We start from the raw sequence: 22,949 nt of genomic DNA, 5'->3' as shown, positions 1-22,949 counted from the left end.
AACTTTATCCGGTTTCATAGACGTTCATCTCTTGTGTGCATCATACCATGGTTTATTTTCATTGTCAAAAAAACTCCCGTGCCAAAATGACACGGGAGCAAAGTATTTTTTATTTCCAATATTCCACTGCGGATTTGAACAGTTTCATATCAAATTCGCCGGGTACGTTCTGGTACAGACGGTCAGCAATACGTTCGGAGTGACCCATCTTACCCAGTACACGACCATCGGGAGAAAGCAGACCTTCGATGGCGAAGGCAGAGCCGTTGGGGTTGTACTGAATATCGTTTGTAGGGTTGCCGTTCTGATCCACATACTGTGTGAGAATCTGACCGTTTTCTGCCAGCTGACGCAGCAATGCTTCATCTGCCAGCAGACGACCTTCGCCGTGAGAAATAGGCACGGTGAAGATATCGCCGGGCTGTACGTTGGACAGCCAAGGAGATTTGTTGGAAGCCACACGAGTGCGAACCAGTTTGGACTGGTGTCTGTGGATGGTGTTATATGTCAGTGTCGGGCAGTTTTCATCGGTGTCGATGATCTTGCCATAAGGTACCAGACCCAGTTTGATCAGCGCCTGGAAACCGTTACAGATACCACAAATCAGACCATCTCTGTCTTCCAGCAGTTTTGTAACAGCTTCTTTTACCTCAGGGTTTCTGAAGAATGCTGTGATGAATTTACCGGAGCCGTCAGGTTCGTCACCGCCGGAGAAACCACCGGGGATGAAGATCATCTGGCTGTCGTTCAGTTTCTTCGCAAATGTTTCTACGGAGTTTGCGATACCAGCTGCGGAAAGGTTGTTGATGACAAAGATTTCCGCTTCTGCCCCTGCACGTTCCATAGCCTTTGCGGAATCGTATTCGCAGTTTGTGCCGGGGAATACAGGAATCAGAACCTTAGGTTTCGCGAACTGCAGACGAGGTTTTGCGAAGCTTTCTGCACGATATGTAAATGTAGGCAGTTCTTTTGCTTCTGTTTCGATGTTGCAGGAGTAAATGGGTTCCAGCTTGCCTTCGTAAACATCGTACAGGTCAGCCAGTGCGATGGAAACGCCGTCTTTTGCGATGGCATTGCCGCCGGTTCTGCCCAGCAGTGTGCCAACTTCGTCTTCGCCGCTCAGTTCCAGCACAAATGCGCCGTAAGCATAACCGAAGATGTCTTCTTTGGTCAGGCCATCTGCGTATGTGAAGCCGATGTCATTACCCATTGCCATTTTCAGCACTGCTTCTGCTACGCCGCCATAAGTAGGTGTGTAAGCTGCGCAAACCTTGCCAGCACGCATCAGGTCGTTCACCTGTGCGAACAGTGCTTTCAGGCTGTCAGCAGTAGGCAGACCGTTTTCATCGTAAACGGGTTTCAGCAGTATTACTTTATGATTTTCTCCTTTGAATTCGGGAGAGATGATATTTGCTACATTTTCTGTTGTTACAGCGAAAGAAACCAGTGTAGGAGGTACGTCGATATGTTCAAAAGTACCGCTCATGGAGTCTTTACCGCCGATGGCAGCGATTTCCAGACCTTTCTGTGCCATAAACGCACCCAGCAGGGCTGCCATAGGTTTGCCCCAGCGTTTGGGGTCTTTCATAGGTTTTTCAAAGTATTCCTGGAAGGACAGGTATACATCTTCAAATTTCGCGCCTGTTGCGATGAGTTTCGCAACGGATTCCACAACTGCCAGATAAGCGCTGTGGTAAGGGCTCTTTTCCGCAATGAAAGGATTGTAGCCCCAAGCCATCAAAGAACATGTTTTCGCGTCAGCTTTTTCCATGGAAACTTTGTTTACCATAGCCTGAATAGGTGTTCTCTGGTTCTTGCCGCCAAAAGGCATCAGAACTGTGCCTGCACCGATGGTGGAGTCGAAGCGTTCAGACAGACCACGTTTGGAGCAAACGTTCAGGTCGCCAGCCAAATCCATGTAAGCTTCTTTGAAATCGTCTTTGATTTCCTTGTCATAGTTTTCGGGAGCAGCAGGTGTGATATCGATATGTTTTTCCGCACCGTTGGAGTTCAGGAATTCACGGGAAATGTTAACGATCTTCTTATCGTTCCAGTACATTACCAGATAAGGATTTGCCTTTACTTCCGCCACAACGGTAGCTTCCAGGTTTTCTGCGTAAGCCAGTTCTTTGAAGCGTTCCACATCTTCTGCCGCAACAACAACTGCCATACGTTCCTGAGATTCACTGATAGCCAGTTCTGTGCCGTCCAAACCTTCATATTTCTTAGGAACAGCGTTCAGATTGATTTCCAGACCATCTGCCAGTTCCCCGATAGCAACGGATACACCGCCGGCACCGAAGTCATTGCAGCGTTTGATGAGGCGAGATGCTTCCGCGTTACGGAACAATCTCTGCAGTTTTCTTTCTTCGGGAGCGTTACCCTTCTGTACTTCTGCGCCGCAGTTTTCCAGAGATTCCAGTGTATGGGATTTGGAGGAGCCTGTTGCACCGCCGCAGCCGTCACGACCGGTTCTGCCGCCCAGCAGGATAACAATATCGCCGTCTTCAGGACGTTCTCTGCGTACATTTTCCGCAGGAGCCGCACCGATAACTGCACCGATTTCCATTCTCTTAGCCACATAGCCATCGTGGTAAATTTCGTCTACCTGACCTGTTGCCAGACCAATCTGGTTGCCGTAAGAGCTGTAACCAGCAGCAGCTGTGGTAACGATTTTTCTCTGAGGCAGTTTGCCCTGGAGTGTTTCGGAAACGGGTGTCAGAGGGTTGCCTGCACCTGTTACACGCATCGCAGCGTATACATAGGAACGACCGCTCAGAGGGTCACGGATAGCACCGCCTACGCAGGTTGCAGCGCCGCCGAAAGGTTCGATTTCTGTGGGATGGTTGTGTGTTTCGTTTTTGAACAGCAGCAGCCATTTTTCCACTCTATCTTCCACTTCTACGTCGATTTTGACTGTGCAAGCGTTGATTTCTTCGGATTCATCCAGTTTGTCCAGCTTGCCCTGCTGTTTCAGGAATTTTGCCACGATAGTACCCATATCCATCAGGTTGATGGGTTTTGTTCTGCCGATGGCTTCTCTTGTTTTCAGATATTCGTCATAAGCGCTCTGCAGCAGTGCGTCTTCGAATTTCACGCTGTCGATGGTTGTCAGGAATGTGGTATGACGGCAGTGATCAGACCAGTATGTATCAATCATTTTGATTTCTGTGATGGTAGGATCTCTGTGTTCGCTCTGGAAATACGCCTGACATACTTTGATGTCGTCCAAATCCATTGCCAGACCCTGATCTGCTACAAACTGTGCCAGTGCAGCTTCGTCCATTTCGCAGAAACCGTCCAGTGTTGCCACGGAAGTAGGAATGTCATATACCATTTCCAGTGTATCTGCTTCTGCCAGAGCAGCTTCTCTGGATTCCACAGGGTTGATAACATATTTCTTGATAGCTTCCACATCCGCGTCGCTCAGATCACCGTACAGCAGGTAAACTTTCGCGCTCTTTACCAGAGGTCTGTCCTGTTTGGAAATGATCTGGATACATTCTGCTGCGGAGTTTGCTCTCTGGTCGAACTGACCGGGCAAAAATTCCACTGCGAACACTTTCGCGCCGTCCTGAGGGATTTCTGTCAGCAGGTCATCCAGCTGAGGTTCGGAAAATACCGTTGTTTTGCAGTTTTCAAACAATTCTTTGTCAATGTGTTCTACGTCGTAACGATTCAAAAGGCGCAGACCTGTCAGACCTTTGATGCCCAGCAGGTTCACCAGATCAGCTCTCAAGCCGTCTGCTTCTGTCTGCAAACCCTGTTTTTTCTCCACATAAATTCTATAAACCATAGATGTTACACCTCCGCCGCAAGGGCTTTTTTACCAATATCTTTCCGATAATATGCGTTTGCAAAACTTACGGTTTTTACCGTTTCATATGCTTTATCCACAGCTTCTGCCAATGTGTCAGCCACTTCTGTTACACCCAGCACACGGCCGCCGCCTGTCACCAGTTTGCCATCTTTGATTTTCGCGCCAGCCACGAAGATTCTGCTGGAATCTGCAGGCAGTGTGATTTCATAGCCTGTTTCATATTTTCCGGGATAGCCTTCGGATGCCATGATGACACAGCAAGCCGCTTTGTTGCTGAATTTTACTTCAGCGTCTGCCAGTGTGCCGTTGGCGATATGCTGCATGATGCTCAGCAGGTCGCTTTCCAGCAAAGGCAGCACTACCTGTGTTTCGGGGTCACCGAAACGGCAGTTATATTCGATGACTTTGGGACCATTGGGTGTCAGCATCAGACCAAAGTACAGGCAGCCTTTGAAAGTTCTGCCTTCTTTGTTCATCGCTTCCATAGTAGGCAGGAAGATGGTTTTCATACATTCTTCCGCAACAGCTTCTGTATAGTAAGGGTTGGGCGCTACAGTACCCATACCGCCTGTGTTCAGACCTTTATCACCATCCAGGGCGCGTTTGTGGTCCATAGAAGAAACCATGGGAATCATGGTTTTGCCGTCTGTGAATGCCAGAACGGAAACTTCGGGGCCTGTCAGGAATTCTTCCACAACGATGTGGTCACCGCTGGCACCGAACACTTTGTCTTCCATGATGGTTTTTACGCCGGCTTTTGCCTGTTCTCTTGTTTCAGCGATGATAACGCCTTTGCCCAGTGCCAGACCGTCTGCTTTGATAACAGTGGGAATGGGTGCTGTTTCCAGATAAGCCAGCGCATCTTCCGCGTTGTCAAACACTTCGTAAGCCGCTGTAGGAATGTTGTATTTCTTCATGAGATTTTTGGAGAACACTTTGCTGCCTTCCAAAATCGCCGCGTTTTTGTTGGGACCGAAGCAAGGCACGCCGATGGCTTCCAGTGCGTCAACTGCGCCCAGTACCAAAGGATCATCAGGAGCTACCACTGCGAAATCAATGGCTTTTTCCTTGGCAAATGCCACAATGCTGTCAATGTCCTTTGCGCCAATATCCACACAGACTGCATCCTGTGCGATACCGCCGTTGCCGGGCAGTGCGTACAGTTCTGTCACATCTTTGTTTTCCTTGATCTTTTTCACGATGGTATGTTCTCTGCCACCGCCGCCTACAACCATAACTTTCATATATTGATTCCTCCCGTTTTCTCTCTTAGTGATGGAACAGTCTCATGCCGGTAAATGCCATAACCATGCCGAATTTGTTGCAGGTTTCGATGACATTGTCGTCACGGATGGAACCGCCGGGTTCCGCAATATAAGTTACACCGCTCTTAGCCGCACGTTCGATATTGTCACCGAAGGGGAAGAACGCGTCACTGCCCAGAGCCACACCTTTGATGGAATCCAGATATGCTCTCTTTTCTTCTTTTGTAAGAGGTTCGGGTTTTTCGGAGAAGAATTTCTGCCATGTACCTTCTGCCAGAACGTCTTCATAGTCATCAGAGATATAAACATCGATGGTGTTATCTCTGTCAGGTCTGCCAACGGTAGGCAGGAAAGGCAGGTTCAGCACTTTTTCATGCTGACGCAGATGCCATACGTCCGCTTTGCCGCCAGCCAGTCTGGTGCAGTGGATTCTGGACTGCTGACCTGCGCCAACGCCGATAGCCTGACCGTCTTTTGCAAAGCATACGGAGTTGGACTGTGTATATTTCAGTGTGATCAGAGCGATAATCAGGTCGCGTTTTGCTGCATCAGGCAGTTCTTTGTTTTCTGTCACGATGTTGTTCAGCAGTTCTTCGTCGATTTTGAAATCGTTTCTGCCCTGTTCAAATGTGATGCCGTAAACCTGTTTTCTTTCCTGTTTTTCAGGTACGTAGTTGGGGTCGATCTTTACGATGTTGTAGCTGCCTTTGCGTTTGCTTTTCAGGATTTCCAGTGCTTCGGGTGTGTAGCCGGGAGCGATGATACCGTCAGAAACTTCTCTTTTCAGCAGACGAGCGGTTACTTCGTCACAAACATCGCTGAGGGCAACCCAGTCACCAAAGGAACACATTCTGTCTGTGCCTCTTGCTCTTGCGTAAGCCAGCGCGATGGGAGAATCATCCAGACCTTCAATATCGTCTACAAAGCAAGCTTTTTTCAGTTCCGCGCTCATAGGTACGCCGACTGCCGCGGAAGTGGGGCTTACATGTTTAAAGGAGGTTGCCGCAGGCATGCCCAGGGCTTCCTTCAGTTCTTTCACCAGCTGCCAGCTGTTGAACGCGTCCAAAAAGTTGATATAACCCGGTTTGCCGTTGAGAATTTCAATGGGCAAATCACTGCCGTCCGCCATAAAGATTTTTGCCGGTTTCTGGTTGGGGTTACAACCATATTTCAATTCAAATTCTTTCATACCGCTTCTCTCCTTCTAAATTTTCAAACCTTCAATTCTGCCTGGATTTCGCCGTCATGCCACCGCTGCAAAATGGGCTGGATGGTATACGTCACCAGTTCTTCCACCTGAGAGGCGCATCTGCCGATATAACGCTTGGGGTCTAGTTCCGCATAGATTTCCTCTTCTGTCAGAGGGAATGCAGGATCGTCCACAATGCGCTGAATCAGGTCGTTTGCGCCGCCTTCCAGTTTCACTTTTGCCGCTGCCCCATGGGAATGGGTACGCAGACGTTCGTGAAGTTCCTGTCTGTTGCCGCCTTTTTTCACAGACTGCATCAGGATGTTTTCTGTTGCCATAAAAGGCAGTTTTTCCATGACACGGCGGTTGACAACCTTATCATAGACCACAATGCCGCCTGTCACGTTGATATAAATATTTAAAATAGCATCTACTGCCAGAAACGCTTCCGCAATGGAAACACGTTTATTTGCTGAGTCATCCAGAGTACGTTCAAACCACTGGGTTCCTGCTGTCAGAGCCGGATTCAGAGAATCTACAATGACATATCTTGCCAGAGCGGAAATACGCTCACTGCGCATGGGATTGCGTTTGTAAGGCATTGCGGAAGAACCGATCTGATTCTTTTCAAAAGGCTCTTCCATTTCCTCGAAGGACTGCAAAATACGCATGTCATTGGAGAATTTATATGCGCTCTGGGCAAAGCCGGACAGAACAGAGAGGAAATAAGCGTCTACCTTTCTGGAATAAGTCTGACCGGAAACGGGAACCACGCCGGGGAATCCCATTTCATCGGCAATCATGGTCTCCATTTTCTTGATTTTTTCCTCATCACCGTCAAAAAGCTCCATAAAGCTTGCCTGTGTGCCTGTGGTGCCCTTGGAACCCAAAAGCAGCAGCTTGTCCAGACGATGCTCCAGTTCCAGCACATCCTGAGAAAGTTCATACATCCACAGAGCCGCACGTTTGCCCACGGTAGTCAGCTGTGCAGGCTGCAAGTGTGTATAAGCAAGGCAAGGCATGTCCTTATATTCCATAGCGAAATCAGACAGGTTTTTCAGCACCTGCGCCGCTTTCTTCAAAATGATTTCGGAAGCCTTCCGCAGAATGATAATGTCTGTATTATCCCCTACATAACAGCTGGTTGCGCCCAGATGGATGATAGGTTCTGCCGCAGGACACTGTTTCCCATAGGCATACACATGGCTCATAACGTCATGGCGAACGATTCGTTCTCTTTCTTCCGCCACTTCGTAATTGACGTCGTCTTTGAACGCCTCCATCTGTGCAATCTGTTCCTCTGTAATATCCAAACCCAATGCTTTTTCCGCCCGTGCCAATGCGATCCAAAGTCTGCGCCATGTGCGGAATTTGAACTGTTCAGAAAATACTTCCTGCATTTCCTTGCTGGCATAACGGGTAGAAAAAGGTGAAATATAAATTTCCTTGTTTTCGTGCATCCTGTACTCCTCTTTTGATTTATTTGTTTTTGTTGATCATTCTGTTTTCCACAGCGCCTGTTTCCAGGTCGATGTAGCGAACATAAATGGAGATTTTGTTCTGTTCGTTCAGGTTTTCCCAGATTTCATTCAGGAATGTGTCGATGTCATCGGGGATTGCCACACGTTCGGGTTCACCCTGGAATGTAGGCAGGGGGTTGCCGTCGCAAGCGTAAGTATGGATGAAGTGACCCAGACCTGCTGTTGCAGCATAGGAGAAGGTGTAGCGGTTGCATGCGCTGCCTTCTGCGTCTGCGCTTTTCAGGATACTCATTTTGTATGCGAAATCCTTTTCCCCGAATGTGAGCATACCGCTGATTCTGGGTGTAAAGTTAGGTGCGTCAGGTTCAAATTCTCTTGTTTCCAGCGCTTCTTCAAATGTTTTGCCATCTTTGATGAAGTCATAAACGGTGTCTGTCTGGTCGCCGTTTGTAACGATCAGTTTGTTTTCCCATTTTTTGATAGGAGAATAGATGATCAGGGAAGGATCTTCCACTTTGGAAACATCAAAGGGTTCGATGATGACTTCGTCGCCTTTTTCAATGAACACACGGTTACGGCTGTTTTCGCTGCGGCCCATGATGAAGTAAGCCACTGCCGCTTTTTTGGCATCTGCTGTTTTGCCGATGACAATGCCTCTGCCCACATAAGCGTTATCTTTCACCAGTGTAGCCATAGAATCTTTTCTGTAAATATCCATGAAAATTATCTTCCTTTCTGCAATTCTTTGGAAACCTGCTCTGTGGCACGGGGCAGCAGAATCCATTCCGCTTCCTCCATGACACGGCGCTGGAGCACTTCCGGTGTATCTCCATCTTTGACCTCAACGGCTTTCTGCATGAGAATTTCGCCGCCGTCGGGGATTTCATTGACATAATGCACCGTTGCCCCTGTTACCTTCACCCCATAAGCCAAAGCCGCTTCGTGGACTTTCAGGCCATAATACCCTTTTCCGCAGAAAGAAGGGATCAAAGAGGGGTGGATATTGATAATCCGCTTAGGGAAAGCGGAAGTAAAGTTTTCACTGAGAATGGACATGAAGCCTGCCAGAACAATCAGTTCAATGCCATATTCTTTCAGGACTTCTTTAACCTTTTCTTCATAAGCCAGCTGGGAATCGAATTCCTTTCTGACAACCACAACGGAAGGAATGTTGTTTTCCGCCGCTCTTGTCAGGGCATAAGCCTTATGGTTGCTGGCAAGTACCAAGGCGATTTCGCCGCTTTGCAGGATGCCGCTTTTCTGGGCATCAATCAATGCCTGCAAATTGGTGCCGCCGCCGGAAACAAAAACTGCGATTTTTGTTTTCAGCATATCACCACGCCCTCCTCAGAAGGAATGATTTCGCCCATGATGTAAGCGTCTTCACCGTTTGCTTTCAGGATTTCCAGTGCTTTTTCCGCATCTGCTTTGGCAACCACAACGCTCATGCCAACGCCCATGTTGAATGTGTTGAACATGTCACGTTCGGGAATGTTGCCTTTTTCCGCCAACAGTTTGAAGATGGGAGGAATACGCAGTGCGCTCTTGTCGATTTTTGCACCAAAGCCTTTGGGGATGCTTCTGGGGATGTTTTCATAGAAGCCGCCGCCTGTGATATGAGAAACTGCTTTTACTTTCACTTCTTCGAACAGTGCCAGCATGGGTTTTACATAGATTTTTGTAGGTGCCAGCAATGTTTCGCCCAGGGATTTACCGCCCAGTTCTGCCAGAGGTGTTTTGATGTCTGCATTTTCCACATCAAATACACGGCGAACCAGAGAGAAACCGTTGGAGTGTACACCGCTGGAAGGCAGTGCGATGACAACGTCGCCAGCTTCCATGGTTTTGTTGTCCAGGATTTTATCTTTGTCAACAACGCCTACTGCAAAACCAGCCAGATCGTATTCATCTTCGGGATAGAAACCGGGCATTTCTGCTGTTTCACCGCCGATCAAAGCAGCGCCGGACTGTACACAGCCTTCTGCTACGCCGGAAACAATGGCTGCTACTTTTTCAGGGAAGTTTTTGCCTACGGCAATATAGTCCAGGAAGAACAGAGGTTTTGCGCCGCAGCAAATGATGTCGTTGACACACATAGCTACACAGTCGATACCTACTGTATCATGTTTGTCCATCAAAAACGCCAGTTTCAGTTTTGTACCAACGCCGTCAGTACCGCTTACCAGTACGGGTTTTGTGATGCCTGTCAGATCCATTTCAAACAGACCGCCAAAACCGCCGATATCGGACATTGCACCTGCTGTTACGGTTCTTGCAATATGTTTTTTCATCAGTTCCACTGCCTGATACCCAGCGGTAATATCCACACCTGCAGCTTTATAGCTTTCACTTTGACTTTTCATGATTGTTGCTCCTTTCGCTCAGCTTGCCTTCAAATCTGTTCTTGCACGTTTCTGTGGGAACTTCTGTGGGATAATTCCCATCAAAGCAGGCGGCACAATATCCGCAGCCCTTGGGAGTGCCCATGAGCATGCCCAAATGGTCCAGATTCAGATAGCCGATGCTGTCCGCACCGATGATATCCCGAATCTCATCCATGGTATGATTCACCGCAATGAGGTTTTCCTGGGAATCCACGTCTGTTCCGTAATAACAAGGGAATAAAAACGGCGGTGCGGAAGAACGGACATGGACTTCTTTTGCCCCTGCTTCCCGCAGCAGTTTGACGATTCTTGCGGAGGTGGTGCCTCTGACAATGGAGTCGTCCACCATAACCACACGTTTTCCCCTGATGGTTTCTGATATTACATTCAGCTTGATCTTTACTTTATCCTCTCTCGCCTTTTGTCCCGGCGCGATAAAGGTACGACCGATATATTTGTTCTTGATAAATCCCATGCCATAAGGAATGCCGGACTGTCTGGCATATCCAATGGCTGCGTCGATACCGGAATCCGGCACACCAATGACAACATCCGCCTGTACGGGATGTTCCATGGCAAGACAGGCACCTGCCGTTACTCTGGCACGGTGTACACTGACGCCGTCGATTCTGGAATCGGGTCTGGAAAAATAAATATGTTCAAAAATACACAAATGCTTCTCTGCTTCACCCATATGGTCGGAAATGGTACGGATTTCATCGCCGTCAAAAACCACGATTTCACCAGGTTCTACATCCCGCACAAAGGCTGCGCTGACTGCATCCAGCGCGCATGTTTCCGATGCAATGACGTAAGTCCCTTCTTTTGTGACACCATAGCAGAGAGGATGGAATCCATGAGGATCTCTTGCCGCAATCATTTTTGTGGCAGACATAACCACCAGAGAGTAAGCCCCTTTGATGCGATACATTGCCTGATTAACCGCCTCCTCGATGGAAGGTGCTTTCAGCCGTTCCTTGGTGATGATGTAGGAAATGACTTCTGTATCGCTGGTGGTGTGGAAAATGGAACCTTCCAGCTCCAGTTCCCGCCGCAGTTCAAAGGAATTGACCAGATTGCCGTTATGTGCCAGAGCCATCGCGCCTTTCACATGGTTCACAACGATGGGCTGGGCATTGATTCTGCCACCGCCGCCTGTTGTACCATAGCGCACATGACCCACTGCCATGTTCCCTTCCCCCAGATGCTCCATCACTGCTGGGGTAAACACATCATTGACCAGACCGCCGTCCTTATGATATGTGAACACGCCCTTGTCGTTGACTACAATCCCACAGCTTTCCTGTCCCCGATGCTGCAGGGCAAACAAACCGTAATATGCCGTAGATGCAACGGATGTTTTCTCCTTGGCATATACACCAAAAACGCCGCATTCTTCATGGATCTTATTCATTTTTCCAGCTCCTTGTTCCGCCTGTCTTTTCTGACAGGGGTTCTTTTGTATCTGTGTTTATTTCGTATGTATGGTATCAGTGGTTGTATTTTGCTTCCACTGCTTTGTTCTTTTCCAGTACTTTTGCTGCTGCTTCTGCTCTGGCTGCATCCAGTTTTGCTGCCAGTTCCGCATCAGATGCACCCAGTACCTGAATTGCCAGCAGAGCCGCATTTTCTGCGCCGTCAATGGCTACAGTTGCAACGGGAATACCGCCGGGCATCTGTACGGTAGAAAGCAGTGCATCCAGACCGTCCAGTGTAGAGGATTTTACAGGAATGCCGATGACAGGCAATGTTGTGTTGGCTGCAATGGCGCCTGCCAGATGAGCTGCCTTGCCTGCTGCCGCGATGATGGCACCAAAGCCATTTGCTCTTGCCTGCTGTGCAAACTCTTTTGCTTCTACAGGTGTTCTATGTGCAGAATATACATGCACTTCATAAGGCACACCAAATTTGTCCAGTGTTGTCATTGCCTTTTCCAATACAGGAAGATCACTGTCGCTGCCCATTACAATACCGATTTTTTTCATGGATAAACCTCCTCAAAAATAATACAAATTCCTTTTGCAGACGCAAAAAAGGACAGTCTGATTCCTTGGCGGAAACAGGACTGCCCAGACGGTCGACAAAAAGCAGCACGCTTTCCTTCTTTTCTCCTCATTGACAGCAAAAAAGCGATATTTCCATGCATCAAAAACACCGCCGACCACCATCATGCAGAAGAAACAGACCGAAGAAATTCTGTTAAGCCCGGCATTCATAAAAATATCCGCCAGGCAGTACTGCACTGCTTAGAAAAAATTCCGATTTTCTGCTCCCCTGTGGTCTCCCACCAATCCGTCAGTTACAGAAAACCGCTTTATTTGACAAGTTCAGTCTAACACATTTTCCAATTTCCTGTCAATGAAGGGGAAAGAATTTTCCCCAAAAGAAATGCTTGACAGAGCCAAATCCCTATGATATACTACTGACAATTTGTAAAGAAATATATAACAACCATGCAGACAGAAGAAAGGAGAGAAATACATTGAACTACATTTTATCCAATGCAAACGTATTTATGCAGGGCGAATTTGTAAAATCCAACGTATTTGTCAACAATGGTATCATTACCGATATTTCTTCCGCCACACCCACAAAAGGCAGCGTTGTTTTCGATTTGGAAGGTTTCGCTATCTTTCCCGGTTTCATTGATGTTCATACGCATCTGAGAGAACCGGGATTTTTTTATAAAGAGACCATCCGTACCGGTACACAGGCGGCAGCACACGGCGGTTACACCACCATTTGTGCGATGCCAAACCTGAATCCAGTGCCCGATTGTGCCGAAACACTGGCACCTCAGCTGGAAGCCATCGAAAAAACCGCTTTGATTGAAGTCCTGCCTTATGGTGCCATCACTTATGGTGAAAAAGGCGAAGCTCTTGCGGATTTTGATGCACTGGCACCTCATGTTTGTGCCTTTTCCGATGATGGACGAGGTGTACAAAGTGACGAAATGATGCGCCAGGCGATGAAAAAAATCAAACAACTTGACAAAATGGTAGCCGCACACTGCGAAGTCAATGAACTGCTCAATGGCGGCTATATTCATGCAGGCGAATATTGTGCGCAGCACGGACACAAAGGTATCTGCTCCGAAAGTGAATGGAAGCAGATCGAGCGCGACATCGCTTTGGTAAGAGAAACAGGATGTGACTATCACGTCTGCCACATCTCCACCAAAGAAGGCGTGGAACTGATCCGTCAGGCGAAAAAAGAAGGGCTTCCCGTTTCCTGCGAAACAGGTCCTCATTATCTGGTACTGACTGATATGGACTTGCAGGAGGACGGCAGATTCAAAATGAATCCCCCTCTGCGCAGCAAAGCAGATCAGGATGCCCTCATCGCAGGCATTCTGGACGGCACCATCGACATGATTGCCACCGACCATGCCCCTCACTCCGCTGAGGAAAAAAGCAAAGGTCTGGCAAAGAGCATGATGGGTATTGTCGGACTGGAAACAGCCTTCCCTATTTTGTATACCAATCTGGTGAAAAAAGGAGTTCTTACCTTAAAAATGCTCATCGATTTGATGCACACAAATCCGTCCAAGCGATTCGGCATCGGCACACCTCTTGCTGTTGGCATGCCTGCCAACCTGACTGTGTACGATCTGAACGAAACATACACCATTGACCCTGCGGAGTTCTGCTCCATGGGCAAAAGCACACCCTTCACCGGCTGGGAAGTATCCGGCAGATGTAAACTGACCATGTACAAAGGGATTCCTGTATGGGAAGAAAATCTGGACAGCCGGAAAACAACCATATTATAATAAATTCAGGTAACTAGGAAATTTTATATATATAATTCTTAAGGAGGAATTACAATATGCCAAAGAGAACTGACCTCAAAAAAATTCTGATTATCGGCTCCGGCCCCATCGTGATCGGACAGGCTGCCGAATTTGACTATGCAGGCACACAGGCTTGCCTTGCCCTGAAAGAAGAAGGCTATGAAGTCGTGCTGGTAAACTCCAACCCCGCTACCATCATGACAGACACAACCATTGCAGACAAGGTTTACATGGAACCCCTGACACTGGAATATGTTGCAAAAATCCTGCGTTATGAACGTCCCGACGCCATCGTTCCCGGTATCGGCGGTCAGACAGGTCTGAATCTGGCAATGCAGCTGGAAAAGAAAGGCGTTCTGAGAGAATGCCAGGTTGAACTGCTGGGCACAAGCTGCGACAGTATCGAACGCGCTGAAGACAGAGAACTGTTCAAAGAACTCTGCCAGGAAATCGGCGAACCCGTAATTCCTTCCATCATCACATACTCCGTTGAAGAAGCCATCGACGCTGCAAAAGAAATCGGCTACCCCGTTGTACTGCGTCCCGCATTCACACTGGGCGGCACAGGCGGCGGTTTTGCAAACAACGAAACCGAACTGGTAGAAATCATGGAAAACGCCCTGAAACTCTCTCCCGTACACCAGGTACTGGTAGAAAAGAGCGTAAAAGGCTACAAAGAAATCGAATTCGAAGTAATGCGTGACGGTACAGACCACGCCATCACCATCTGCGGTATGGAAAATATCGACCCCGTTGGTGTACACACAGGTGACTCCATCGTTGTGGCTCCTATCCTGACACTGAGCGATGCAGACTTCAACATGCTGCGTGACAGCGCTCTGAAAATCATCCGCGCGCTGAAAATCGAAGGTGGTTGTAACGTACAGTTCGCACTGGACCCCAACTCCTCCAAATACTATCTGATCGAAGTGAACCCTCGTGTATCTCGTTCTTCCGCACTGGCATCCAAAGCAAGCGGTTACCCCATCGCACGTGTAACAGCTAAAATCGCTGTTGGTATGACACTGGACGAAATCAAGATTTCCGAAACAAACGCAAACTTCGAACCCGCACTGGACTACATCGTAGCAAAAATGCCTCGTTTCCCCTTCGACAAATTTGCTACAGCAGCAAACACACTGGGCACACAGATGAAAGCAACTGGCGAAGTTATGGGTATCGGCAGAACCATCGAAGAATGCCTGCTGAAATCCATCCGCTCTCTGGAAATCGGTGTTTGCCACCTGTACATGGACAAATTTGACAACACACCTAACGAAGAACTGCTAGACTACATCGCTAAAAGCCCCGATGACAGAATCTATGCCATCGCACAGCTGATCCGCAACGGTGTATCTCTGGATGACATCTTCGAAGCAACTAAGATTACAAAATACTTCCTGGAAGTAATGAAAAATATCGTTGACTACGAAACAGTTCTGGCTGAAAACGTTGGCAACGTTGAAATTCTGGCAAAAGCGAAGAAAATGGGCTTCTCCGATAAATTCATCGCAAAACTGTGGAACTGGAAAGAAGTTGAAGTATTCAACCTGAGAAAAGAACAGAAAATGTTCCCCGTTTACAAAATGATCGAAACAAGCGGCTGCGGCGGCTACATCCCTTACTTCTACTCCACATACGAAGAAGGCAATGAATCCCGCCTGAGCGACAAGAAGAAAATCATCGTACTGGGTTCCGGTCCTATCCGTATCGGTCAGGGTGTCGAATTCGACTACTCCACAGTACACGCTGTAACAACCATCAAACAGTATGGTTATGAATCCATCATCATCAACAACAACCCTGAAACTGTATCCACAGACTACACAACCAGCGACAAGCTGTACTTCGAACCTCTGACAACAGAAGACGTTATGAACATCGTAGAACTGGAACAGCCTCTGGGCGTTATCGCTTCTCTGGGCGGTCAGACAGCTATCAACCTGGCGCAGCCTCTGATGGAACGCGGCGTAAAAATCATCGGTACAGACGTTGCTGCTATCGAAAGAGCAGAAAACAGAGATTCCTTTGAAAAAATCATGGAAGAACTGCACATCCCTCAGCCTAAGGGTCAGGCAGTTACAAACATCGAAGACGGTGTAAAAGCAGCAGAAGAAATCGGCTATCCCGTACTGGTTCGCCCCAGCTACGTTCTGGGCGGTCGTGCAATGCAGATCGTTGCCAACGAAGAATCCCTGCGCACATACCTGAAAACAGCCGTTAAAATCAACGAAGACCAGCCTGTACTGGTTGACAAATATATCGAAGGCAAAGAACTGGAAGTAGACGCAGTATGCGACGGTTACGATGTATTCGTTCCCGGTATCATGGAACATGTAGAAAGAACTGGCGTACACTCCGGTGACTCCATCAGCGTATACCCTACCTTCAGCGTATCCGCAAAAGCAAAAGGCACCATCCTGGAATACACCAAGAAACTGGGTCTGGGCATCGGTATCCGCGGTCTGTTCAACATCCAGTTCATCGTGGATAAGAACGACGATGTATACGTAATCGAAGTGAACCCTCGTTCCTCCAGAACAGTACCTTTCCTGTCCAAAGCAACAGGTTACTCTCTGGCAGACATCGCAACACTGGTAATCCTGGGCAAGACTCTGAAAGAACAGGGCATCTTCGGCATCTACCCCGACGAAAAGAACAGATGGTATGTAAAAGTTCCCGCATTCTCCTTCTCCAAACTGCACGGTATGGACACTTACCTGTCCCCCGAAATGAAGTCCACAGGGGAAGCAATCGGTTACGACAACAAACTGAACCGCGCGCTGTATAAAGCTCTGCAGGCTTCCGGCATGAACATCCTGAACTACGGTACCGTATTTGCTACCATCGCAGACAAAGACAAAGAAGAAGCACTGCCTCTGATCCGTCGTTTCTACGAACTGGGCTTCAACATCGAAGCAACAAAAGGCACAGCTGACTTCCTGAAAGAACATGGCATCCGTACAAGAGTCAGAGCAAAAATCAGCGACGGCAGCGATGAAATCATCGAATCCATCCGTCACGGCTATGTAAGCTATGTCATCAACACCAGAGACATCAACGACATGCAGAACAGCGATGGCTGGGAAATCCGTCAGTGCGCTGTAGAAAACAACGTAACTATGTTCACAACACTGGATACTGTTCGTGTTCTGCTGGATGTTCTGGAAGAAACAACACTTTGCATCTCTACCATCGACGCATAATCTAGGAGGTACGTCGTGAAGCAGTCTATCTTTACTGTAAAAAGCAATCAGCATCTGACCGACACAGTATTGAAAATGGTTTTGGCAGGGGATACCTCTGCCATCACCGCTTCCGGTCAGTTCGTGAATATCAAACTGGACGGTTTTTTCCTGCGTCGTCCCATTTCCGTATGTGACTACAACGAAAAAACTCTGACCATCCTTTACAAAGTGGTGGGCAAAGGCACACAGTACCTTTCCACACTGGCAGCCGGCAAACAGCTGGACATCCTGACAGGTCTTGGAAACGGCTATGACACCAGCAAAAGCGGTATGCACCCCTTGCTCATCGGCGGCGGCGTAGGGGTTCCTCCCATGTACCGTCTGGCAAAAAATCTGCTGGAAGAAGGCAAAAAGCCTGAAGTGATTCTGGGCTTCAACACCAAAGCGGAAGCCTTCTATATCGACGAATTCCGCGCCCTTGGCGTACCCGTTCATGTAGCAACTGCAGACGGCTCTCTAGGCACAAAAGGCTTTGTCACAGACGTTGTAAAAACACTGAAAGACTACACTTATTTCTACACCTGCGGTCCCGAACCCATGCTGAAAGCCCTTTCTGATGTGACAGAAACCAGCGGTCAGCTCAGCTTTGAAGAACGCATGGGCTGCGGCTTCGGCGCTTGCATGGGATGCAGCTGTGAAACAAAATACGGCAACAAACGTATCTGCAAAGACGGTCCTGTACTGGAAAAGGAGGAAATCAAGTGGTAAACACAAAAGTAACACTCAGCGGCATTACGCTGGATAACCCCGTGATTCCCGCCAGCGGTACTTTCGGCTATGGCTACGAATTTGCGGAACTGTATGATATCAACATTCTGGGTTCCTTCTCTTTCAAAGGAACAACCAGAGAACCTCGTTTCGGCAACCCTACCCCCCGTATTGCGGAATGCACTGCAGGGCTGATCAACTCCGTAGGGCTTCAGAACCCCGGCATTGACAAAGTCATTTCCGAAGAACTGCCTAAAATGCGCAAGTGCTTCCATAAACCTGTCATTGCCAACATCAGCGGTTTTTCCGTTGACGAATACGCTTACTGCTGCGAACGCATCGACAAAGAAGACCAGGTTGGCATCATCGAAGTCAATGTCAGCTGCCCCAACGTACATCACGGCGGCATGGCATTCGGCACCAGCCCTGAAGCGGCGGCAGAAGTGACCAGAGCCGTAAAGGCAGTGACCACAAAACCCGTTTACATCAAACTGAGCCCCAATGTAACAGACATTGCGGCTGTTGCAAAAGCATGTGAAGAAGCAGGCGCAGACGGCATCAGCCTCATCAACACCATGATGGGCATGCGTATCGACCTGAAAACAAAACGCCCTGTTATCGCCAACAAAATGGGTGGTTTCTCCGGCAGCGCCATCTTCCCTGTGGCTGTCCGCATGGTATATCAGGTAGCGGAAGCTGTAAACATCCCTGTCATTGGTATGGGCGGTGTTTCTTCTGCGGAAGACGTTATCGAAATGATGCTGGCAGGCGCTACTGCCGTACAGGTAGGCGCAGCCAATCTGGTAGACCCCTTCGCATGCAAAAACATCATCGAAGACCTGCCCCGCGTCATGGAGCAGTATGGTATCAAAGATCTGAATGAAATCATTGGAGGTGCTCACAAATGAACAGAGATGTCATCATCGCTTGTGACTTCAACAGCAAAGAAGACCTGTATGCCTTTCTGGATCGCTTCACAGAAGAAAAACCCTTCCTGAAAATCGGTATGGAACTGTTCTATGCAGAAGGTCCCGAAATCGTAAGAGAAATCAAGGCAAGAGGTCATAAAATCTTCCTGGATCTGAAGCTGCACGATATTCCCAACACCGTAAAAAAAGCTATGGCAGTCCTGTCCCGTCTGGATGTTGACATGTGCAACGTACATGCCGGCGGCACCATCGCTATGATGGAAGCAGGTCTGGAAGGTCTGACACGCCCCGACGGTACACGTCCCCTGCTGATCGCTGTAACACAGCTCACATCCACCAGCGAAGAACGTATGCAGAACGATCTGCTCATCGACAAACCTCTGGATGAAGTTGTTATGCACTATGCAGCAAACGCAAAAATCGCAGGTCTGGACGGCGTTGTTTGCTCCCCTCTGGAAGCAGGAAAAGTAAAAGACGTTTGCGGCAAAGACTTTTTGACAGTAACCCCCGGCGTACGTTTTGCCGATGGGGATAAAGGGGATCAGGTAAGAATCACCACCCCTGCAAAAGCAAGAGAAATCGGTTCTGACTACATCGTTGTAGGCAGACCTATCACACAGGCAGACGACCCTGTCGCTGCTTATAGAAGATGTGTTTCTGAATTTTTAGGAGGCGAAAAGTAATATGACAAATATGAAAAAACAGATTGCAAAAGACCTGTTATCCATCGGCGCTGTTTTCCTGCGTCCCGAAGAACCTTTCACCTGGGCAAGCGGCATCAAAAGCCCCATTTACTGTGACAACCGTCTGACACTGACAGCACCTGAAGTGCGTACTCGCGTAGAAAACGCACTGGCAGAAACCATCAAAGCAGAATATCCCGACTGTGAAGTTCTCATGGGTACAAGCACAGCAGGTATCGCTCATGCTGCGATCGTTGGTCACATCATGGGTCTGCCTATGGGCTATGTACGTTCCGGCCACAAAGACCACGGCAGACACAACCAGATCGAAGGCAAACTGGAAAAAGGTCAGAAAGTTGTTGTTGTGGAAGACCTGATCTCCACAGCAGGCAGCGCCATCGAAGTTGTAAACGTACTGCGTGAAGCAGGTGCAGACGTACTGGGTATCGTGAGCATCTTTACTTACGGCATGCAGAAAGGTCTGGATCGTCTGGCAGAAGCAAATGTAAAAAATGTCAGCCTGTCCAACTTTGACGCTGTTGCTGAAGTAGCTGCTGAAGAAGGCTACATCAAAGAATCTGACATCGCGAGACTGATCGCTTTCCGCAACAATCCCAGTGATGAAAGCTGGAGGACTGATGTGAAATGAGAAATCTGATCGATATTACTGACCTGACTGTACAGGAAATCGACGAATTGATTGCCACCGCATGTGACATCATCGCCAATCCCGATAAATACTGCGACGCTTGCCGCAGAAAAAAACTGGCTACCCTCTTTTTTGAACCCTCTACCAGAACCCGCCTGAGCTTTGAAGCGGCTATGTTGGAACTGGGCGGCAGTGTGCTGGGCTTTTCCGAAGCAAACAGCAGCTCTGCATCCAAAGGGGAAAGCGTTGCAGATACCGTACGTGTGGTAGGCTGCTATGCAGATATCATCGCTATGCGTCATCCCAAAGAAGGGGCACCTATGGTGGCTTCCATGCACTCTCCCGTGCCCATCATCAATGCTGGTGACGGCGGTCATAACCACCCCACACAGACACTGACAGACCTGCTGACCATCCACAGAGAAAAAGGGCATTTTGATAACCTGACCGTTGGTCTGTGCGGCGACCTGAAATTCGGTCGTACCGTACATTCCCTGATTCATGCCCTGTCCCGTTACACAGGCATCCACTTCGTGCTGATTTCTCCCGAAGAACTGAGCCTGCCTTCTTACATCATTCATGATGTACTGGAGAAAAAAGGCATGTCCTACGAAGAAACACAGGATCTGGAAGCAGTTATGCCCAAACTGGACATTCTGTACATGACAAGAGTACAGCGGGAACGTTTCTTCAACGAAGCGGACTACATTCGTTTGAAAGACAGCTATATCCTGACACTGGACAAGCTGAAAAACGCAAAAGAAGATCTTTGCATCCTGCATCCCTTGCCCCGTGTCAACGAAATCGCCACCAGTGTGGATAACGACAGCCGCGCATGCTACTTCAAACAGGCACACAACGGCAAATATATCCGTATGGCACTGATTCTGAAATTACTGGGGGTGGAAGTGTAATGCATATCGACGAAATCCAAAACGGCATTGTCATTGACCATATCAAAGCCGGCAAAGGCATGGAACTGTATCATTTCCTGCATCTGGATGAACTGGACTGCTCCGTTGCCATCCTGCGCAATGTAAACAGCCAGAAAATGGGCAAGAAAGACATCATCAAAATCGACAGCGTGCTGAACATGGATCTGGGCGTACTGGGCTATATGGACCCCAACATGACCATCAGCATCATTCAGGACGGCAAACGCGTGAAAAAATTCCATCCTGAACTGCCCGAACAGATTACAAACGTTATTTTCTGCAAAAATCCCCGCTGCATCACTACAGTGGAACAGGAAATCGACCATATCTTTAAGCTGACAGACAGAGAAAAAGGCACTTACCGTTGCCTGTACTGCGAAAGCGAAGCAAAAAAATAAGATACAACCGTATCTTTTGAAAAAAGACCACTCCTTTTAGGAGCATCTTCATAAGAAAACAAGGAAAGCTGAAATCATCTTAATACAAAGGATTCCAGCTTTCTTATTTTTTGAAATTTGATTCAAAATGTTTTCTTAAGGGGAAGTTACTTGAGGCGTGGTCTTTTTGATTTCTATACAATCTGTACGTTTTCCATCTCTGATTTTGTAACATCACGCCATAGACGAGCAGAATCAAAATGTCCTACAATAGAAATATATTGAGATATTATGACTGGGTTGCCAAACATATCAAATAGGAGGGGCTTCTATGAAAAAAATATTTTTGATATCTTCTATACTGTCTATGTCCATATTGCTTTTTCCAACCACTGGTTCTGCCGCAGAAACGCCACAGGCATCTATGCCCATCTCCGCCAAATCCAGAACTTCCATCCTGTTTCCTATGAGCGAACCAGTTACCTTAGCGCCCATTACCATCAGCGAAACGACGCCGAGCAGTTTTACTGACTATCCGGAATATACCTTTGCTGTCAGTCACGAACCTTTTGATTATGCAGCTCCCGAAGGCACTGCTCACCAGGACACCTTTCAAAACCGGCTTTCCTTTGTGGTGGAAGGTGAACAAACGCTGACTGCAGATGGTGTCACCCTTACTTATTGGACAGAAAATGATAATCTGATCGTAAAAATTCACAAAAGTGATCCAGACAAACTAGAATCTTTTACGCTGGCAGACCTTTCTTTGCAGCAAAACCCACAAAAAAAAGCCATCCTGCAGGAACACCATCTTTATGTGGCTTTTTCTGATTCCGTCCCGGATGACAGGCTGGAGCAGGAAATGCAGGTTTTGAAAGAAGATTTCATCGTTCTGGAACAATTTTATCCTAACGCTCAAATTGATTCCCAGCAGATTTGTCTTTCCCTCAACACCAACACCCTCACCGTCAACGGCATTGAAAAATCTGTTCGGGTATCTCCCTATGTTTCTGAAAATGGCTATGTCATGCTGCCACTTCGAGAACTGGCGACAGCACTGCCCAATCTGGAAGTGGAATGGGACAAGGAAAGAAATACAGCATGTCTCTATACAGCAGACCTCTGGCATGATCTTCTGGCAGAAATTCCTCTGGGCAGCCAAACAGCGTCTTTCCACGGACAAACTCTTGCGCTGCGTGAACCTGCCACGGAAAAAGATGGGAGAACCTTCCTTTCCCTGCGAGATGCGGCAAACATCTGCGGTATACGCAACAACGAAATCACTTGGGATGCCGAAACACAAACCGTACGCATTGACAAAGATTTTATCACCTATACATAAACAGATATCAAATCCCGCTTCATAAGAAAATAAATATAGCCGGAATCCTTGCAATGAACTGCACCCCATTTGTTAGACAGTATGATATACTGAATAACAAGTGGGGTGATTTTTATGCCAAAAGGAGTACCAAATAAACGATATAC

18 protein-coding genes and 1 riboswitch are annotated in these 22,949 nt (G+C 47.9%); of the genes, 9 read left to right on the top strand and 9 right to left on the bottom strand.

Translation table 11 applies throughout. The features are described from left to right. Positions 1 to 109 precede the first annotated feature (109 nt). The 9 genes from BUB35_RS11275 to purE form a co-directional block, all read right to left on the bottom strand. Positions 110 to 3,796 carry a phosphoribosylformylglycinamidine synthase gene (locus BUB35_RS11275; RefSeq protein ID WP_072851821.1) on the bottom strand — a complete coding sequence of 1,229 codons (3,687 nt, stop codon included), beginning with the start codon at positions 3,794 to 3,796 and terminating at the stop codon, positions 110 to 112. 5 nt (positions 3,797 to 3,801) lie between these two features. Beyond that, the gene (purD, locus tag BUB35_RS11270) at positions 3,802 to 5,064 is read right to left on the bottom strand and encodes a phosphoribosylamine--glycine ligase (RefSeq protein WP_072851820.1); all 1,263 of its coding nucleotides are present in this window, start codon (positions 5,062 to 5,064) and stop codon (positions 3,802 to 3,804) included. A 25-nt stretch (positions 5,065 to 5,089) separates the two neighbouring features. After that, positions 5,090 to 6,274: a phosphoribosylaminoimidazolecarboxamide formyltransferase gene (locus BUB35_RS11265; protein ID WP_072851819.1), complete on the bottom strand. Its 1,185-nt coding sequence runs from the start codon at positions 6,272 to 6,274 to the stop codon at positions 5,090 to 5,092. 23 nt (positions 6,275 to 6,297) lie between these two features. Further along, positions 6,298 to 7,734 carry an adenylosuccinate lyase gene (gene purB / locus BUB35_RS11260; RefSeq protein WP_072851818.1) on the bottom strand — a complete coding sequence of 479 codons (1,437 nt, stop codon included), beginning with the start codon at positions 7,732 to 7,734 and terminating at the stop codon, positions 6,298 to 6,300. A gap of 19 nt (positions 7,735 to 7,753) precedes the next feature. Continuing rightward, complete coding sequence (locus BUB35_RS11255; RefSeq protein WP_054329512.1) at positions 7,754 to 8,473, bottom strand: IMP cyclohydrolase; 720 nt, start codon at positions 8,471 to 8,473, stop codon at positions 7,754 to 7,756. 5 nt (positions 8,474 to 8,478) lie between these two features. Further along, positions 8,479 to 9,087, bottom strand: coding sequence for a phosphoribosylglycinamide formyltransferase (gene purN / locus BUB35_RS11250; RefSeq protein ID WP_072851817.1), 609 nt, complete (start codon positions 9,085 to 9,087; stop codon positions 8,479 to 8,481). Then, on the bottom strand, positions 9,081 to 10,118 hold the full coding sequence (purM, locus tag BUB35_RS11245; protein WP_022255244.1) for a phosphoribosylformylglycinamidine cyclo-ligase: 1,038 nt from the start codon (positions 10,116 to 10,118) through the stop codon (positions 9,081 to 9,083). Before purM ends, purN begins: the two co-directional genes overlap by 7 nt. Continuing rightward, the gene (gene purF / locus BUB35_RS11240) at positions 10,102 to 11,553 is read right to left on the bottom strand and encodes an amidophosphoribosyltransferase (RefSeq protein ID WP_072851816.1); all 1,452 of its coding nucleotides are present in this window, start codon (positions 11,551 to 11,553) and stop codon (positions 10,102 to 10,104) included. The genes purM and purF overlap by 17 nt, the downstream gene beginning before the upstream one ends. A 76-nt stretch (positions 11,554 to 11,629) precedes the next feature. Further along, positions 11,630 to 12,124: a 5-(carboxyamino)imidazole ribonucleotide mutase gene (purE, locus tag BUB35_RS11235; protein WP_022255246.1), complete on the bottom strand. Its 495-nt coding sequence runs from the start codon at positions 12,122 to 12,124 to the stop codon at positions 11,630 to 11,632. A 234-nt stretch (positions 12,125 to 12,358) separates the two neighbouring features. Further along, positions 12,359 to 12,452: riboswitch (ZMP/ZTP riboswitch) on the bottom strand. A 169-nt stretch (positions 12,453 to 12,621) separates the two neighbouring features. On the opposite strand from purE, the gene BUB35_RS11230 reads away from it, so the two are divergent. The 9 genes from BUB35_RS11230 (at position 12,622) to BUB35_RS11190 (ending at position 22,803) form a co-directional block, all read left to right on the top strand. Further along, entirely contained in the window at positions 12,622 to 13,911 is a 1,290-nt protein-coding gene (locus BUB35_RS11230) for a dihydroorotase (protein WP_242949241.1), read from the top strand. 56 nt (positions 13,912 to 13,967) lie between these two features. Further along, positions 13,968 to 17,138 (top strand): carbamoyl-phosphate synthase large subunit, encoded by a 3,171-nt coding sequence (carB, locus tag BUB35_RS11225; protein WP_072851814.1) that lies wholly within the window; start codon positions 13,968 to 13,970, stop codon positions 17,136 to 17,138. Between the two features lie 15 nt (positions 17,139 to 17,153). Further along, on the top strand, positions 17,154 to 17,888 hold the full coding sequence (locus tag BUB35_RS11220; RefSeq protein WP_072851812.1) for a dihydroorotate dehydrogenase electron transfer subunit: 735 nt from the start codon (positions 17,154 to 17,156) through the stop codon (positions 17,886 to 17,888). Further along, the gene (locus BUB35_RS11215; RefSeq protein ID WP_072851811.1) at positions 17,882 to 18,796 is read left to right on the top strand and encodes a dihydroorotate dehydrogenase; all 915 of its coding nucleotides are present in this window, start codon (positions 17,882 to 17,884) and stop codon (positions 18,794 to 18,796) included. The genes BUB35_RS11220 and BUB35_RS11215 overlap by 7 nt, the downstream gene beginning before the upstream one ends. Further along, positions 18,793 to 19,500: an orotidine-5'-phosphate decarboxylase gene (pyrF, locus tag BUB35_RS11210; protein ID WP_072851808.1), complete on the top strand. Its 708-nt coding sequence runs from the start codon at positions 18,793 to 18,795 to the stop codon at positions 19,498 to 19,500. Before BUB35_RS11215 ends, pyrF begins: the two co-directional genes overlap by 4 nt. Before the next feature lies 1 nt (position 19,501). After that, the gene (gene pyrE, locus BUB35_RS11205) at positions 19,502 to 20,149 is read left to right on the top strand and encodes an orotate phosphoribosyltransferase (protein WP_330391172.1); all 648 of its coding nucleotides are present in this window, start codon (positions 19,502 to 19,504) and stop codon (positions 20,147 to 20,149) included. Continuing rightward, positions 20,146 to 21,063 carry an aspartate carbamoyltransferase gene (gene pyrB / locus BUB35_RS11200; RefSeq protein ID WP_072851806.1) on the top strand — a complete coding sequence of 306 codons (918 nt, stop codon included), beginning with the start codon at positions 20,146 to 20,148 and terminating at the stop codon, positions 21,061 to 21,063. The genes pyrE and pyrB overlap by 4 nt, the downstream gene beginning before the upstream one ends. After that, positions 21,063 to 21,482 (top strand): aspartate carbamoyltransferase regulatory subunit, encoded by a 420-nt coding sequence (locus BUB35_RS11195; RefSeq protein ID WP_072851804.1) that lies wholly within the window; start codon positions 21,063 to 21,065, stop codon positions 21,480 to 21,482. Before pyrB ends, BUB35_RS11195 begins: the two co-directional genes overlap by 1 nt. A 310-nt stretch (positions 21,483 to 21,792) precedes the next feature. After that, on the top strand, positions 21,793 to 22,803 hold the full coding sequence (locus tag BUB35_RS11190) for a stalk domain-containing protein (RefSeq protein WP_072851801.1): 1,011 nt from the start codon (positions 21,793 to 21,795) through the stop codon (positions 22,801 to 22,803). Positions 22,804 to 22,949 lie beyond the last annotated feature (146 nt).

Origin of the sequence: Anaerotignum lactatifermentans DSM 14214, assembly GCF_900142265.1 — a bacterium.
GTDB lineage: Bacteria > Bacillota > Clostridia > Lachnospirales > Anaerotignaceae > Anaerotignum > Anaerotignum lactatifermentans.
The sequence above is the reverse complement of the archived record's forward strand: the minus strand, read 5'-3'. Positions and strand labels throughout refer to the sequence as shown.